Here is a 15,661-nt window from a genome sequence, read left to right on the forward strand (position 1 = left end):
CGCTCAGAGATGTGTATAAGAGACAGGCCTCCCGCTTCGCGTCCCGCGCCAGCGCCGCGATCATCGTTCGGTCGTCGTTGCCGGGGGGCGCGCATGTGTCTTGCCCTCCGGACGCACCGCGCCCGAAGACCTCTTCGCCGTGCCGCTCGTCCCGCGTTCGCGAGGCGGGACGCTTACGGACTCCCGGCGCGTCTCTCCGGGTATGACCACGGTCACGCTCATCGGCACGCGGCTCGCGGACACGGGTCGCGAGTTCGTCTATCAGGGGGAGTCGCCCGACTGCGAGGGGTGTCCCTACCGGAGCCAGTGTCTCAACCTCTCCGAGGGAACCCGGTATCGCGTGACCGGGATCCGCGAGAACGCGCAGACGCTCGACTGCGCCGTCCACGACGCCGGCGTCCGCGCGGTCGAGGTCGAGCCCGCGCCCGTCCCCGCGAACGTCCTCTCGAAGCAGGCGTACGCCGGCGGGCGCGTGTCGCTCGCCGGCCCGTGCCCGCACACCGAGTGCCCGAGCCACGGGTACTGCGTCCCCGACGGCGCCGACTTCGACGACGAGCGCGTGATCGACCAGGTGCTCGGCGAGCCGCCCCACGACACCTGCGCGCTCGACCGAGACCTGACGCTGGTGGAGTTCCGGGCGGAAGAGTAACCGACTCTCGCGATCGACGCCTACAGCGCGGTGACCGCGTTCAGCGTGATCAGGATCGCGCGTTCGACGTTGTCCTTGGCCTTCTCCGGTAGCTCGTCGTCCGAGTCGGCGCCCTTCTGGCTCCCGGCGACGAGGTTGCCGTCGACGGTGCAGATCGCGCCGGCCCGCAGCCCCTTGCGCCGCGCGAGCGCGAAGACGGTCGCCGCCTCCATCTCGATCGCGAGCAGGTTCGCGTCGTTCCAGTCGTCGACGTACGCGTCGCTCTCGTTGTAAAAGGCGTCGTCGGAGACGATCGGCCCGACGTGGATCTCCTCGTCGTTGTCCTCGGCGGCGCCGACGAGCTCGGTGAGCGCGTCGTAGTCGGGGACCGCGGGGTACTCGACCGACTCGTAGCGCTTGCTCGTGCCCTCCTCCTTGGCCGCGCCGGTCGCGACCACCATGTCGCCGACCTCCATGTCGGCCTGCAGCGCGCCGCAGGTGCCACACCGGAGGAACGTCTCGACGCCGACCCGCGACAGCTCCTCGACCGCGATCGCGGCCGACGGGCAGCCGATCCCGGTCGAGCAGATCGTGAGGTCCGTCCCCTCGTAGCTCGCGTTCACGACCTTGTACTCGCGGTTCTGCGCGACGAGCTCGCTCTCGTCACACAGGTCCGCGATCCGGTCCACGCGCCCCGGGTCGCCGGGGATGACCGCGATCTCGTGGACGTCGCCCTCCTCGACCAGCAGGTGCGGCTGTTTCGCCATACGCGCGGAGACACCCGCCGCGCGCAAAAACGGACCGGTCGGGAGTCGGGTTCGCGACCGCGATCCCGATTTGATATCGCGGAATTCGATTTATGCCGTGGGACCACCGATCGCTTTGGCGACCGCGACGACTCGACCGTCGCCGTCAGATCGCCCGGTTTATCGCTCGGGCGCGCCAGATTCGGCCATGAGCGACTCCGACGAACCCGCTGTCTCTCTCGCGTCGTCGATCGGCGCGCTCGTTGTCACGTTCCTCGTCGTCACGCCGGTCTCGGGGACGCTGCTCGGATTCAACTGGACCCAAGCCGTGTTGATCGGCGGGTTCGCCGGCTCCGTCGCCGTCGCGTCGGCGTGGCTGACGGCGCGACGGGCGGGCGGGAGCGACTGAACGTCGGGCCGGATTTCGGCCTCGATGGCCCGAGTGGTTATCGCGACTGAGAGCCCGGACGGAGGATTTTATATCCGTTCGGCGTCGACATCTCGTAATGCGCTTCAGTCGCGACCGTCGGGGCCAGTCGGTCGTGATCGGGACGGTGATCCTGTTCGGTTTCCTGATTCTGGCGCTCTCGCTGTATCAGGTGCAGGTGGTGCCACAGGAGAACAGCGACATCGAGTTCGATCACAGCCAGCAGGTCGAGGGCGAATTCCTCGACCTGCGGAACGCGGTCTTGAGCGCGAGCCGCACCGGTGCCGGTCGATCGACCTCGTTGAAACTCGGAACGCGGTACCCACAGCGGACGTTCGCGCTGAACCCGCCGCCGGCCTCGGGCCAGTTATCGACGACCGACCCCCGTGAGCTGCGTATCGAGAACGCCACGGTCGAGGGGGACGAGAACGTCGTCGCCTACTGGAACAATCGGACCGAGATGGACGACGCGATCGCGTTCGACACGCGCTCGCTGCGCTACTCGCCGGGGTACAACGAGTTTCGGAACGGTCCCGACCTCGTGTACGAGCACTCGCTCGTCGTCGCCGAGTTCGAGAATACGGTCCTCTCCCGGACCGGGCAGACCGCGGTGGACGGCGACAACCGGATTCGGCTGACCGCGCTGGACGGGAGCGTGGACGAGTCGGGCGTCGAACGGACGAGTCTGGATCCGGAGACGCTCTCGCAGAGCCGGCGTTCGGTGACACTGAACTCGACCGGAAACGACCCGATCGTCCTCGAACTGCCGACCGACGTGTCGACAGAGCGGGCCGGGGATCTTGAGTCAGAGTGGCGCGACCGACTTGGCGAAGACGATGCGACGATCGAGGATGTCACCGTCGCGGGCGGCACGGTTCGAGTCGAGCTTACCGGTTCATCGACGTACCGCCTCGAGCTTGGCAAGGTCGGACTCGGAGCCGGTGCGACCGCAACCAACGAATCGAACGGGTACATTACGAAGGTCTCGACTGAGAACCAAGCCGCGGTCGCGGAGGTTCGTGATCAGTTCAACAACCCGGTAGCGGGGGCAGCAGTCCAAGTCAACGTCAGCGGAAACGTCTCCTCACGACTCACCGACGACGACGGGCAGGTATCAGTCACACCGGAAGGAAGTCCGCGGGTGGATATGTCGATCAACGATGGTGCGGAGAACTGGGAAACAACCGTCTTTCAGGCTGGTACCGTCGGTAGCGGTAATAACGGTGACAGTATCAATCCAAGTGGGGAAACGGATGTGACGCTCACTGATGTCGGGTTGGATGGTAACGATGTTGCCCAGTTACAATTTAGAAACCAAGCGGATGAAGATAGAACGTTCCAATCGATGGAATTCACTCTGTACTACAGACCACAAGGAAACACTCGTGAGAATTTCAATATAACCGATCCCGGCGACGGGACTCAACGGTTAGAGCTCCGCAGTGGATTTCAGGAGCTCGAGACACCGATCAACATCCCCGCGGGTGCGACCAAAACGGTGACACTTGAGTTCGATAAGACCGTCAACGGTGACCTTCTCGGAGTTAGCTTCGAAGATGATCTCAACCGGCGATCATTGTATCTCGCGGGGCTTGAAGGAGAGATCGACCAACCAGATGGTGGCGGTGACGGCAGTACTAGTACCTCTGATATCGCAATGCGGGTTGACGATGTGACCCGAAGAAACACTGACAACCCGGAATTCTACGTGTCTTACGATACCGATGTCACATTTGACAATATAGAGGTATCTGCCACAAGTACGACATCAACCGCGAGCGACTCCATCTCGTCGACGGCCGGTCGCAATGGTGTCTTTCTGAGTCCCACTTTCGGGCAAGGACAAGAGTTTGAGATCACCGTGGAAGCACTGAACGGAGGTGAAGTCGTCGCTAATCGGACGATACTCACCACTGCCGACACGCAAAATCCGACTGAAAACGACGACCTCTCACAGGGAGGGAGTGCCGTTCTCGACTCATCAACGATACAAGATCGTACTCAGACGAATCGCGATAATGTGAGGTATCGGTTCACGTACGACGTGTCTGAAAATGGACCCTTCTCCGAAGTGCAACTCTACGCACTCAACAGGAACAATGACGGAGCGTCTGCGTCGGAAGCCCGCACAGGTCGGAGCGAAAATAATGTTGATGTGGAACCCGGCTTCGGTGCTAATACAGAATATAAACTCGCGATACTCGTCGTCGACGCAGATGGTGCCGTCATCGATGCCAGAATTATCGACGATCCTGCCGACGGCACCGATCCGGTTTGATTTGAGCGAAACTTTCCACGATCGACGTAAACGACCATCGACAAAACCATATGCCGGCCGCATGAACAACCGTTCATGACTGAAGTCGGCATCGACGCCGTCGAGATCTGGACCGGAAAGCTCAAGCTCGACTTGCCGGGCACGTTCGCGCCGGAGAAGGGCGACGACCCGGAGAAGTACACGAAGGGGCTCGGGCTCAACAACTCCTCGTTCCCGGACGTGTACGAGGACATCGTCACGATGGGCGCCAACGCCGCGAAGGGGCTGATGGACCGCAAGGGACTGGAGCCGGCCGACATCGGGCGGATCGACGTCGCCACCGAGTCGGCGTTCGACCACTCGAAGCCGGTGTCGACGTACATCGCCGGCTGCCTCGAACAGGTGTACGACGGCGACTTCACCCACGCTAACAAGGGCGAGCGCAAGTTCGCCTGCCTCGCCGGCACGCAGGCCATCGACGACGCCTACAACTGGATCCGGGCGGGGCGGAACCGCGGCCGTCCGGCGATCGTCATCACGACGGACACCGCGCTCTACGCCCGCGGCGACCCCGGAGAGGCGACGCAGGGCGCCGGCGCCGTCGCGATGCTGATCGACGAGAACCCCTCGATCGTCGCGCTCTCGACGGATCAGGGGTACGGATCGAAAGACGAGACGGACTTCCTGAAGCCGAACCAGCAGTTCCCGAGCGTGGACGGGAAACGCTCCGTGCAGGTGTATCTCTCCCGGATGCGCGAGGCGCTCGAAGACTACGAGTCGGTCACCGGCGACATCGAACTCGACGACTTCGAGTACGCCCCGTTCCACACGCCGTTCCCGGGCATGGTCCGGAAGGCGGCTCTGCTCGCGTACCGCCACGTCATCCGGGACACGGAACACGAGGACGCGCTCGCCGGCGAGATCGGCCGGCAGCCCCGCGAGGCCGACTTCGCCGACCGCGAGGCGTACGAGGGGGCCATTCGCGACTACATGGACGAGCTGAAAACCACCGAGCAGTACCAGACCTGGTACGACACCGTCGTCGAGCCGACGCTCGGGCTCTCGCGAGAGGTCGGCAACTGGTACACCAGTTCGGTCCACATCGCCCGGATCAGCGCGCTGCGAGACGCCCTGACCCGCGACCGCTCGTTCGTCGGCGACACCCTGCTCGTCGCCTCCTACGGCTCCGGCGCGCAGGCGGAGATCCACTCGGAGACGGTCCGCGAGGGCTGGCGCGCGGAGATCGAGGAGCTCGATATCGACGACCGGCTCGCCGCGCGCTACGACCTCACGTGGGAGGAGTACGAGGACGTCCACGACGTTCACGAGTACGATATGGACGTGGAACGCGAGATCGAGGAGTTCACGCAGCCGGAGGCGGAGTTCGTCTTCACCGGCTGGGGTCGGATGAACGAGCGGAAGTACGAGTACGTCGAGTGACCGGCGGCCGGTCGCGTTCGGTGGGGAGTCGACAACGAGATTTCGCCCCGCGATTCCGTTTCTGCGGCTCCGCTGCCCCGTGAAAACGGGTCACACGACGCTTCTCGAATACGATGGGTTTAAACGACGTTAGGCTGAAAATCACTGCAATGGTAACCATCTACGACGTGCCGGCCGACGCCCTCATCGAGGAGGTCGCCGCGCGACTCGAGGACCGGATCGACGAGCCCGAGTGGGTCGAGTTCGCCAAGAGCGGCGCCGGCAAGGAACTCCCGCCGGAACAGGAGGACTTCTGGTACGTGCGCTCCGCCAGTCTCCTCCGGAAGGTCGCCCAGAACGAGCCGATCGGCATCGAGCGGCTCGCCACCGAGTACGGCTCGAAGAAGCGCGGCTCGAACCGCTACTCCGTCCGTCCCGGCGAGCACGAGGGCGGCTCCCGCAAGCTCATCCGCGCGTCGCTGCAGGCCCTCGAAGACGACGGGCTCGTGACCACCGCCGCCGGCGAGGGACGCCGCGTCTCCGACGAGGGCGAGGCCTTCCTCTCCGAGGTCGCCGCCGACGTCTTCGAGGACCTCGACCGGCCGGAACTCGAACGCTACGCGTAGATCGCGATTCGCTTTTTCGCTTCGTCCGCCTCGTTGAGCTGCGCATCTCGATGACGCTGGGTTCGCCGAACTTCGAGCGAGTAGTACCCTTCTTCCGGCAGGTCTGCCAGCTGGTAGCTCACGACGGATCCGTCTGAATATATCCCATACCGCTATACGAAATGTGCTCGCGGAGTTTGTCTTTGTATTGAGTATATATCACTATTGTACCGTAACCTCCGACATAGCAGAATGTATATTTATTTACGGAAAATATATAATCTCTTTAAATAGCCTCCGCCAGCCGAACGTGATGGCAGATAAGACACGCCGTCGCGTGCTGCAGAGTACGGGCATAGGACTTACCGCCGGCCTCGCGGGATGTAGCTCAGACAGTTTGGGTGGATCCGAAGACGGATCTGCTGACGGGTCCGATAGCGATTCCGGTGCGACTGTGGGATCAGCGAGCGACGACTACGAGCCGGTCACGTTCCTAGAGACGCCGGGTGAGACTCCCGGAGACACCGAGGCGATGTGGGAGCCGTTCTCGGAGTATCTCCAGTCGGAAGTCGACGGGCTGGAACTGGACGTCGAATTCGCAGACAGCACCTCGGGAATCGGTCAATCGCTCCTCAACGACCAAGCCGAGTTGACGCGCAGCGACATCGTCATGCTCGCGAATCCCGAGGAACTCGACGTCGTCGGCATCGTCGAAGAGGGTGGTGCTGCGGTGTATTACGCCGGAATTGCGACGCGCCCGGAGTCCGATATCGAGGAGCTTGCCGACATCGAAGGGGAGAGCATCGCGTTCGCCGACCGACTCTCGACGAGCGGGTCGCTGTATCCCAACTACATGCTTCACCAGGCCGGACTCGACACCGGAGAGGCCCCGTACGGCGATCCGGTCGACTACGACGGCACGTGGACGAGCGGCCAAGCCGGCGCGATAGACTCATTCCTCAATCGGGACGAGTTCGTCGCCGTCGGCTGTGACATCGCGGTTCTCCTGGAGTACATCTCGGAAGACCAGTGGCCGGACCGAGTCCGCGAACAGTCCGGCCGATGGGACGAGGACGTCGGGTCGAGTTCGACGGAACTGGAACTGATCGAAGCGTCGCAATCGCTCCCCTTCTCGCCCATCATCGCGCGCAGCAACTGGGAACACCCGCTGCGCTCCGACATCGAAGAGGCGATCGTCTCGATCGAGGAGGGGACGCTTCGGGAGCCGGAGGGGGACGTGGACAACCCGATCAGCGCGGTCACACCGGGGAGTCAAGAGGATTACCAGCCCATTCTCGACGTGATCGATACGTTGGGCGTCGACCTGGGAGACCTCTAACCGTATATGGGCCTCCGTATACAGGATTTGACGAAGGAATACGGGGACACGACAGCCCTGTCAGGCGTGTCCTTCGAGATCCCCGACGGGAGCTTCGCTGTCGTGCTCGGTGAGTCCGGGGCTGGCAAGTCGACCCTGTTGCGGATCCTCAACGGGTTGACCGAACCCACCTCGGGGGGCGTGTATCTCGACGGTCAGGAGATCACCAACTCGCGGTCGGACGTCGGGATGGTGTTTCAGCAGCACAACCTCGCCGATGAGCTGAGTGCCTACGATAACGCCCTGACCGGGACGTTCAATCGAACCGGATTCGTTCGGAGCCTGCTCAACTTACAGCCCGTCGAAGATCGAGAACTCGCACTGGAGGCACTGGAGACGGTCGGGTTACTCGACGAGGCGGGCCAGAGGGTCGACCGGATGAGCGGTGGCCAGCAACAGCGCGTCGGGATCGCGCGCGCGCTGGTCCAACAACCCGCGCTCCTCCTCGCCGACGAGCCCGTCGCCAGTCTGGACCCTGCCAGCGCCGAGGCGGTGATGACGTGCTTTCGTGAGACCGCTAAGAAGCGCGATCTCACGACGCTGGCGAGCCTCCATCAGGTCAACATCGCCCGAGAGTTCGGCGAGCAGTTTATCGGTTTAAAAGACGGCGAGGTGATGTTCGTCGGTTCGCGCTCGGAACTTACGCCCTCGATTCTCGAGGAGATCTACGGTGAGATCCAGACGGAGGAACTCCGCGAAGGAACCGAGACTCCCGACTCGAACGAACCCACACAGACCAACGCGAGCGACATTGGTGCCAGATTATGAGTACGGATCCCGATCCCCTCGGCGAGAGACTCCGTCGACGATTCGTCGGCGGTAGCCGAGAAGATTCCGCCGTCAAACGACGGCACGGCGAGTTGAAGCGTGCCCGACTGGTGCGTCGACTGTCTCAATCGGCCCTCCTGGCTGGTATTGCGGTACTGTTATTCTGGTCACTGAACGCAGCCGGGTTCTGGAGCACCGAATGGGTACAGTACTGGCCTCAGTTCATCGACGCGCTCGCGCTGTACTTCCCGCCGAAGCTGTACTTCGACCTCGTTCCCTTCGTCGATGTCGGTCGCTACTACCAGTTCATGGAGGAGGCCGGACTGGTAGGGGAAGCAGGAATCACGCTGGCGATCGCCCTCGCGGGCACGATTATGGGCGCGCCGCTGGCGCTGCTGTTCGGTATCCTCGGCAACGAGCGGGTCACGCCGTTCCCACTCAATTTCCTCTTCCGGGGCGTGATGAGTATCATCCGGTCGATCCCGGCGCTCGTCTGGGCGCTGATATACGTCCCCCTGGGCGGTATCACTCCGGTAACCGCAACGCTCGCTCTCGGTACGGACACGATCGGAGAACTCGGTCGACTGCTCACCGACGAACTTGAAGAGGTCGATGACGGACCCATCGAAGGGATCAGGAGTACCGGCGCAGGCAAGCCACAGATAATCGCGTTCGGGATGATTCCTCAAATGGTCCGACCGTTCATCGCGTGGGCGATGTTCGTCCTGGAGAACAACGTCCGGTCCGCCGTCAGTCTCGGCATCATCGGTGCGGGCGGTCTGGGAGTGACGCTAACGATCGAGCAGCAAACCTTCCAGTTCACGAATATGATGGCGACGATTCTGTTTATCGTGGGACTCGTTATCTCCGTCGAGATGATCAGTCAGCGAACGCGGTCCTACCTCCGTGAAGGCGACGACGTGGAACGACTGAGCGTCTATCAGCTAGTCGTCGGCTTCCCGAGACGGATGTCCGACTCGCTGTTCAAGTGACATCCTCCTCGGCGTAAACGGCGAGGGGGATGTCACCCCGTGTTCTTCATCCCGGCGGCGATTCCGTTGACGGTGAGCCGGAGGGTTCGCTCCTCCTCTTCGGTGCGGTGGGTCCGCCCGAGCAGGTTCGCCTGCAGCAGGTTCAGGGGGTCGACGTAGGGGTTCCGTCGGTCGAGGCTCTCTTCGAGCCACTCGCGACGGATCAGGTCGTCGCGACCGCTGATCGCCAGGACGAGCTCGCGGCCGCGCTCGTACTCGCCGATCAGCTCGGGGAAGAAGCGCTCGCGGAGCTCCTCGTCGGCGAGGTCGGCGTACTCGGCGGCGATCTCGGGCTCGGTACGGGCGAGCGCGAGCGCCGCGTTGTCGAGGGTGGTCCGGAAGAACGGCCACTCCGCGTACATCTCGCGGAGGGTCTCGAAGCCCTCCTCCTCGCCGACCTCGTCGAGGTAGACGTCGATGCCGGACGCGAGCGAGTACCACCCCGGGAGGATGAGCCGGGTCTGCGTCCACGAGAACACCCACGGGATGGCGCGTAAGTCCTCGACCGTGCGCTCGCCGGAGCGCGAGGCGGGCCGGGAGCCGAGGTTGAGGTTCTCGACGACGGAGATGGGCGTCGCCTGCCCGAAGTAGGAGACGAAGCCGTCGGTGTTCAACAGGTCCCGGTACGTCTCGCGGGCCGCGGGCGCCATCGTCTCCATCGCGTCGACCCAGCTCTCGGGCACGTCCTCGGTGGGCTCCTCGTTGGCCTCCTGACGCGCGCGGATCTGCGCGTCGAGCATCTGCTCGAGTTCACGCTCGGCGATCCGCGGGTTGGCGTACTTCTCGGCGATCGCCTCGCCCTGCTCAGTGAACTTCACCTGTCCCGTGACGGTCTCGTTCGGCAGCGCGAGCAGCGCCTCGTTCATCGGGCCGCCGCCCCGCGAGATGGAGCCGCCGCGCCCGTGGAACAGCCGGAGGGTGACGTCCTCCTCGCGGCAGAACCGCGCGATCTGGCGCTGGTTCTCGTAGAGGTCCCAGTTCGCGGCGAGGAAGCCGTTCTCCTTGTTGGAGTCGGAGTAGCCGAGCATTACTTCCTGGATCTCGCCGCGGACCTCGAGGGCCGTCGCGTACGCCTCGTTGTCGAACAGCCCCCCGAGAATGCGCTCGGCGCCGTTGAGCGCGGACTCGGTTTCGAGCAGGGGGACCACGTCGAGCCCGCAGTGGTCCGGCAGCGAGACGACGCCGACCTGATCGGCCAAGAAGAGCACTTCGAGCACGTGGCTCGGCTCCTCCGTCATCGAGATGCAGTAGGTGTCGATCGCCTGCGCGCCGTACTCGTCCTGCCACTCGGCGAACTCCTGGAACCGGCGGAGCACGCGCTCGGTGGTCTCGGAGACGTCGCCGGGCTCGTCGGCGTCGACGACCGGGTCCTCCTGTAAGATTGCCTCGGTGAGGAACTCCTGACGGGCGTCCTCGTCCATCTCCCGGTAGTCGACGCCCTCGACGGCGACCGCCTCGGCGACGGCCTCGGTGTGGTTCTCCCGGTGGTCACGGAGGTCCAGCGACGCGAGCGTGAACCCGAACGTGTCCACCTGTCGGCGGAGCGGTTCGACGAACGATTCACGCACCGCGTCTTGGCCGTCGGTCGCCAGCGAGTCGGCGATCACGTTCAGGTCCGCGAGGAACGCGTCGCCGTCGGGGTACTCGCCGGGCCGCACGTCGTCGACGCGGTCGAGCCGCTCGCGCATCAGGCGGAGCTTCTGGCGGTACGGCTCGTCGGGGTAGCGCTCGCGCGCCTCCTCGACGACCGTCGGGAACCGATCGGCGTCGGCCGCCAGCGACTCGGCGAGCCGGTCGTCGACCGCGTAGCGCTCGCCGTCCTGGCTCAACACGGCCGAGAGCCGCTTGCAGCGGTCGCGGTACTTCTCGATGGCGACCTCGCGCTGGCGCGCCAGCGTCTCGTCGGTGACCTCCGGCGTGACGAACGGGTTGCCGTCGCGGTCGGAGCCCGCCCACGACCGGAACTCGAAGAGCTTGGGGCAGTCCACGTCGTCGTACTCCTTCGAGATGGTCTCCTCGAACTCCTCGTAGGCGTCGCCGACCACGTCGAAGAGGGTGTTCTCGAGGTACCACTGAACGTTGCGCGCCTCGTCTTCCGGCTCGGGGCTGCGCTGGCGCACTTGTCGGGTGCCCCAGAGGCTTGTCACCTCGGCGGTGACGTCGCGCCAGATCCCGTTGCGCTCGCGCTCGGTGAGGTTGCGCTCGTCGAGCGCTTCGAGGTGGTTGGCGATCGACCGGAGCTTCGCCTTCACGGTGGCGCGCCGGGCCTCGGTCGGATGGGCGGTGAACGTCGGCTCGATGAGCACGTCCTGTAACAGCTGCCGGAGCTCGTCGGCCTCGACGCCGGCCTCGGAGAACTCGGCGACCGTGGCGTCGAAGGAGTCGTGGAGCGACCCCTCCTCGTCGGCGTCTCGGATGGCGCGGACTCGCTCGCGCTCCTCGGCGAGGTTGATGAGTTCAAAGTACGTCGTGAACGCGCGAGCGACGATCCCCTCCCGAGTTGTCGACAGCTCGTCGACGGACTCGTGGAGGGCCTCCCGGCTCGCGGCGTCGCCGCGTCGGTAATCTATCGCCGCGTTTCGGAGGTCCTCGACGGTCTCGTACGCCTCGGTGGAGGCCTGCGCGGCGAGGACGTCTCCCACGAGCGCGCCGAGCTCGCGCACGTCCGTCCGCACGTCTCGGTTGTGCAACACCATACCACAGACACACCCGTCGGGACGGGTTAAAAGCGATGCCCGAACGAAGGTTTGCCTCGGTTTCGAGTAAACGTCTCGATCGATCGTTCGACACCGCTCGACCGGGTCGGGCCGTCGCCTCGGCCGCTGTCGTATCCGGCCGCTACCGCGTCGTCTCCCCGGTGACCCGCTCCGTTCTCGCTCGGGTGGAGGGTTCGTCACCCTTTTTACCGGTCCAACCCGAACGGCGAGTATGAGTGAGTCCGACAAGTATCCGGCCGAGTCCGGCCGGCGCCGCTTCGTGAAAGGCGTCGTCGGCGGCGCGGCCCTCGCGGGGGTCGGCGCGATGGGGTCGGCGACGGTGAACACCCTGACGACCTCGGGCGGCATCGGCGGGGGTCAGACCCAGGCGATGTCGATCGCGAAGACCGGCGGTCCGGCGCCGCGCGGCCTCCCGCAGATCCCGGTGGAGGTCACCGAAGACGGGTATATCCGCGGGATCTGGCCCGAGACGCAGACCGAAACTCAGGAGGGCCAGGAGATCGAGGTCGCAAAAGAGCAGCTCGGCGGCAAGATCTACACCGGCGCGTGGTTCCAGTACTGCGGCGTCGAGTCGCAGGAGAACCTCTCCCCGGGCTACGAGTCCGACAACCTGTTCCGCGCCGCGCCCGGGAAGTACGACTGGCAGGACGAGACGTACGACGCGGGCGACCAGATCCACGTCGACGATTTCGACGACTACACCGAGTGGGGTAACGGAATCGGCGACGACGGCGTGGGGAAGCCGGCGTCCGTCACGTGGCGGTCGCAGGACGCCGAAACCAACCTGAACGCGATCGTCATCCGCTCGCCGCGGATCGAGGAGGCCGTCGCGAACTCGAACAACGAGTGGCTGGAAGCGTCCACCGACCAGGGGTTCATCGCGTACCTCAACGTCTGTACGCACTTCTGTTGTATCCCCGATTACAAGGTCCTCGAGGAGTCGGCCCGGTACGACGCCGCCAACGGGACCTACTGCGTCTGCCACCAGTCCGTGTACGACCCGTTCACCCTCGAGGAGTCGCTGTTCATCGCTCGGCCCCGCCCGGACGAATAATTCGACCCGCGCGCGCAGACGGGCGCCGCGCTTTTCTCTCCGCTTCGCGTACGCGTTCCCATGAGCGACGACGAGGGTCCCGCAGACGGATCGGCAGCCGACGACGCGTTCGCCGCGGAGGTCGCCCGCGCCCGCGACCTCCTCGACGGGGAGGAGATCGAGGCGGTCCACGTCGGCGTCGTCCGCGACGGCGAGGTGGACACCACCTTCGCCCAGCGGAGCGACGGCGACGCGGAGAACGAGGGGCTCCGGGCGCTCGCGCTGCTGGCCGCGCACGTCCGGTTGGTGGCGAACGAGGCGGGCGCCGAGGCCTCCACCGTCGCGGGCGACGCGGCGACGCTCGCGGGACGGGTCGAGCGGATCCCGGCTCGCACCGACGACCTCCCCGAGGAGTAGACGCCGTCGGCGGTGCCCCGACCTCCGTCGCGTCGCTACTCGGACGCGTCGCCGCCCCGCTCGCTCCGGCGGATCCGGTAGAGCTGGTGAGCGACGCCGGCGAGCGCGACGAGCAGCACCGCGAGGTTGAACGCCGCGAGCGCGACGGGCTGGTAGGCCGGGTCGAGCCACGTCCGGATCGCCCGGCCGGCCTGACTGTAGAACCCCCAGCCGGCGATCAGCGCGAGCAGGAGCAGCGCCGCCAGCCCGATCCGGTCGATGAGCCCGCGGAGGTCGTCGGTGGAGAGGCGGCCGAACCGGCCGTCGCTCTCGGTCGCGTCGCCCTCGGAGTCGCCTCCGTGGACCTCGCGGTCGGTCGTGCGCGATGCGCGGTCGTCGGCGGTGTCGTCGGTGGCGGTGTCGGTCATGGGTTCGGTGGGTGTGTCGGTGGTGTTGTCGGGGCCGTCACGTGCATCCGAGGGAGCGCCGTCCGGGGGGTCGTTCCATCCCTCGCGGTCGCGCTCGTCGCTCATGGTCGCCTCCGCGCGACGAGGGCCGCGGCGGCGAGCGCGACGAGCGCGGCGAGGGGACCGAAGCCGGGCGTCGAGTCCCCGGCGCTGTCGCCGTCGGCGCCCCGGTCGGATCCGTCGGCGCCGTCCGCCGCGTCGTCGCCGCCCCGCGTGAAGTCCTCGACGGAGAAATCCACCTCTTCGACCGTCTCGTCCGCGCTGATCGTCTCGCGGGGGTTCAGGTTGGCGACGCCCTGCGTCTCGTCGATCAGCACGTCGTCGCTCCACAGCGCGGCGTCGACGTAGTAGTTGTAGTTCGCGGGCACCTCGACGGTCGTCGTCACGGTGTCGGTCCGGCCGGGCCGGACCTCGCCGACGGTCTCGCTCGCCTCGTCGGCGATCACGTTCGACTCCGACTGCCGGAGCAGCACGCGGAGGTCGAGCGGCTCCGAGACGGCGTCGCCGCGGTTCGTCACCGAGAGCGACACCGACAGCGTCGCGGTCTCGTTGTCCGCCTCGCGCACGCTGACGGCGACGGTCGGCCAGACGTCCCCCTCGGTGAAGCCGACGCGCGAGTCGGCGTAGTCGGGGGTGAGCGCCGCGACGCCGCCGACGCGGGTCGTCTGGCTCGTGCGCCGCTCGCCGTCGGCGAAGACGACGGTCTCGATCCGGTAGCCGCCCTCGCGCTCCACGTCGACGGAGCCGTTCACCGTCCGCTCGCCGCCGCCGTCCACGTCGCCGACGTCGACCGTCGTCTCGTCGACGAGCAGTCCCGATTCGGCGCCGATCGCGCGGTGGCGGACCGTGACGTTCTCGACGGTCGAGCCCCGGTGTCGGAGGTCGACTCCGAGCCGGAGCTCCGCCGTCTCGCCGCGCACCTCGCCCGGCGAGACGACCGTGTCGACGATGCGTACGTCGCCGGGGCGCTCGTCGGCCTGTCGGGGGTCGACGATCGCGTCCGGCGCGGCGACGGCGCCGATCGCGCCCGCGAGCAGGAGCGCGGCGGCGGCCGCCAGGAGGGCAGTTCGCGTGTCCATACCCGACACGTCTGAACGACGGCATAAGTGCTTTGTCGACGGATCGGCGGGGGAACCACCCCTCGGGTCGACTCCTCAGAGCGCCCGGTAGCGCCCGCCCGACTCGGAGAGCTCCCCGCGGCGCGCGAGCCGCGTCAGGATCTCTCGGGCCGTCTCGGCCGGGACGCCGCGCTCGCTCGCGTGCGCCACGACGTTCGCTTCGGTGGGGTCGTCGACCGCCGCGACCGCGTCGCGGACGATCTCGGTCCGGCTCCGCGAGCCCGACCCGCCGCCCTCGGCGCGGGCGCCGGCCTCGTCGACGGCGTCGGCGTCGATCCCGGACGACTCGAGGTACTCGCGGTCGTCGATCCCCGCCTCGTCGACGGCGCGTTCGAGCTCCGAGACGTGGTCGATCTCGGCGAACGCCGCGCTCTCGTCGCGCTTCTTCGCGAGCAGCGCGGCCCGGGCCTCGCGGGCCGCGTCGCGGTCCTCCGACTCGAAGAACCGCTTGAGCTTCGCCGTCCGGTGCGTCTTCCCGCAGCGGGGACACCGCGCGCTGTCGCTCGTCCGCGGGTCCGTGAGGAGCCACATCGCCGCGCACTCGTTGCAGCCGACGACCGCGTACATGCCGCGCGGTTCGTCGGCCCCGGATTTGAACCCTCGGACCCGCCTCGGATCGATCGGGGCTCGCTTTGATGCGCCACGCGGTATTGTGTCTTTCATCCAAAACC

General features: G+C 66.0%; 16 protein-coding genes. 10 read left to right on the plus strand and 6 right to left on the minus strand.

The window, feature by feature from the left end; translation table 11 throughout:
• The first annotated feature begins 202 nt into the window (after nucleotides 1-202).
• Nucleotides 203-649 carry a UPF0179 family protein gene (locus C469_RS12395; protein WP_008007066.1) on the plus strand — a complete coding sequence of 149 codons (447 nt, stop codon included), beginning with the start codon at nucleotides 203-205 and terminating at the stop codon, nucleotides 647-649.
• Between the two features lie 20 nt (nucleotides 650-669).
• On the opposite strand, the gene C469_RS12400 is transcribed toward C469_RS12395, so the two are convergent.
• Nucleotides 670-1,395 (minus strand): nucleoside phosphorylase, encoded by a 726-nt coding sequence (locus C469_RS12400; protein WP_008007068.1) that lies wholly within the window; start codon nucleotides 1,393-1,395, stop codon nucleotides 670-672.
• 187 nt (nucleotides 1,396-1,582) lie between these two features.
• Here C469_RS12400 and C469_RS12405 point away from each other — a divergent pair, with 187 nt between their 5' ends.
• From C469_RS12405 to C469_RS12420, 4 genes are all read left to right on the plus strand, one after another.
• Nucleotides 1,583-1,783 (plus strand): hypothetical protein, encoded by a 201-nt coding sequence (locus C469_RS12405; protein WP_008007070.1) that lies wholly within the window; start codon nucleotides 1,583-1,585, stop codon nucleotides 1,781-1,783.
• 97 nt (nucleotides 1,784-1,880) lie between these two features.
• Nucleotides 1,881-4,079 carry an Ig-like domain-containing protein gene (locus C469_RS17530; RefSeq protein ID WP_008007073.1) on the plus strand — a complete coding sequence of 733 codons (2,199 nt, stop codon included), beginning with the start codon at nucleotides 1,881-1,883 and terminating at the stop codon, nucleotides 4,077-4,079.
• A gap of 75 nt (nucleotides 4,080-4,154) precedes the next feature.
• Entirely contained in the window at nucleotides 4,155-5,498 is a 1,344-nt protein-coding gene (gene hmgB, locus C469_RS12415) for a hydroxymethylglutaryl-CoA synthase (protein WP_008007075.1), read from the plus strand.
• Nucleotides 5,499-5,647: 149 nt separating this feature from the next.
• On the plus strand, nucleotides 5,648-6,103 hold the full coding sequence (locus C469_RS12420; protein WP_008007077.1) for a 30S ribosomal protein S19e: 456 nt from the start codon (nucleotides 5,648-5,650) through the stop codon (nucleotides 6,101-6,103).
• On the opposite strand, the gene C469_RS17635 is transcribed toward C469_RS12420, so the two are convergent.
• Entirely contained in the window at nucleotides 6,094-6,225 is a 132-nt protein-coding gene (locus tag C469_RS17635; RefSeq protein ID WP_261797450.1) for a hypothetical protein, read from the minus strand. The genes C469_RS12420 and C469_RS17635 overlap by 10 nt on opposite strands.
• Nucleotides 6,226-6,536: 311 nt before the next feature.
• Between C469_RS17635 and C469_RS12425 the strand changes: the two genes are divergently transcribed.
• Genes C469_RS12425 through phnE form a run of 3 tightly spaced genes read left to right on the plus strand, consistent with a single transcriptional unit; the run spans nucleotide 6,537 to nucleotide 9,220 of the window.
• Nucleotides 6,537-7,421, plus strand: a complete 885-nt coding sequence (locus C469_RS12425) for a PhnD/SsuA/transferrin family substrate-binding protein (protein WP_008007079.1) — start codon at nucleotides 6,537-6,539, stop codon at nucleotides 7,419-7,421.
• 6 nt (nucleotides 7,422-7,427) lie between these two features.
• Nucleotides 7,428-8,228 (plus strand): phosphonate ABC transporter ATP-binding protein, encoded by an 801-nt coding sequence (locus tag C469_RS12430; protein ID WP_008007081.1) that lies wholly within the window; start codon nucleotides 7,428-7,430, stop codon nucleotides 8,226-8,228.
• Complete coding sequence (phnE, locus tag C469_RS12435) at nucleotides 8,225-9,220, plus strand: phosphonate ABC transporter, permease protein PhnE (protein WP_082230147.1); 996 nt, start codon at nucleotides 8,225-8,227, stop codon at nucleotides 9,218-9,220. Before C469_RS12430 ends, phnE begins: the two co-directional genes overlap by 4 nt.
• Nucleotides 9,221-9,252: 32 nt before the next feature.
• Here phnE and ppc read toward each other — a convergent pair whose 3' ends face one another.
• Complete coding sequence (gene ppc, locus C469_RS12440) at nucleotides 9,253-11,955, minus strand: phosphoenolpyruvate carboxylase (protein ID WP_008007085.1); 2,703 nt, start codon at nucleotides 11,953-11,955, stop codon at nucleotides 9,253-9,255.
• A gap of 232 nt (nucleotides 11,956-12,187) precedes the next feature.
• On the opposite strand from ppc, the gene C469_RS12445 reads away from it, so the two are divergent.
• A complete protein-coding gene (locus C469_RS12445) occupies nucleotides 12,188-13,030 on the plus strand; it encodes a hypothetical protein (RefSeq protein ID WP_008007087.1) in 843 nt (280 codons plus the stop codon).
• 60 nt (nucleotides 13,031-13,090) lie between these two features.
• Nucleotides 13,091-13,426, plus strand: a complete 336-nt coding sequence (locus tag C469_RS12450; protein WP_008007089.1) for a hypothetical protein — start codon at nucleotides 13,091-13,093, stop codon at nucleotides 13,424-13,426.
• Between the two features lie 35 nt (nucleotides 13,427-13,461).
• Here C469_RS12450 and C469_RS12455 read toward each other — a convergent pair whose 3' ends face one another.
• The 3 genes from C469_RS12455 to C469_RS12465 all read right to left on the minus strand — a co-directional run bounded on the left by C469_RS12455 (nucleotide 13,462) and on the right by C469_RS12465 (nucleotide 15,557).
• Nucleotides 13,462-13,938, minus strand: a complete 477-nt coding sequence (locus C469_RS12455) for a hypothetical protein (protein ID WP_008007091.1) — start codon at nucleotides 13,936-13,938, stop codon at nucleotides 13,462-13,464.
• Nucleotides 13,935-14,951, minus strand: a complete 1,017-nt coding sequence (locus C469_RS12460; RefSeq protein WP_008007093.1) for a DUF7490 domain-containing protein — start codon at nucleotides 14,949-14,951, stop codon at nucleotides 13,935-13,937. The genes C469_RS12455 and C469_RS12460 overlap by 4 nt, the downstream gene beginning before the upstream one ends.
• A gap of 75 nt (nucleotides 14,952-15,026) precedes the next feature.
• Nucleotides 15,027-15,557, minus strand: a complete 531-nt coding sequence (locus C469_RS12465) for a DUF5817 domain-containing protein (protein ID WP_008007095.1) — start codon at nucleotides 15,555-15,557, stop codon at nucleotides 15,027-15,029.
• Nucleotides 15,558-15,661 lie beyond the last annotated feature (104 nt).

The sequence above is a fragment of the Halorubrum lipolyticum DSM 21995 genome (assembly GCF_000337375.1).
Classification (GTDB): domain Archaea; phylum Halobacteriota; class Halobacteria; order Halobacteriales; family Haloferacaceae; genus Halorubrum; species Halorubrum lipolyticum.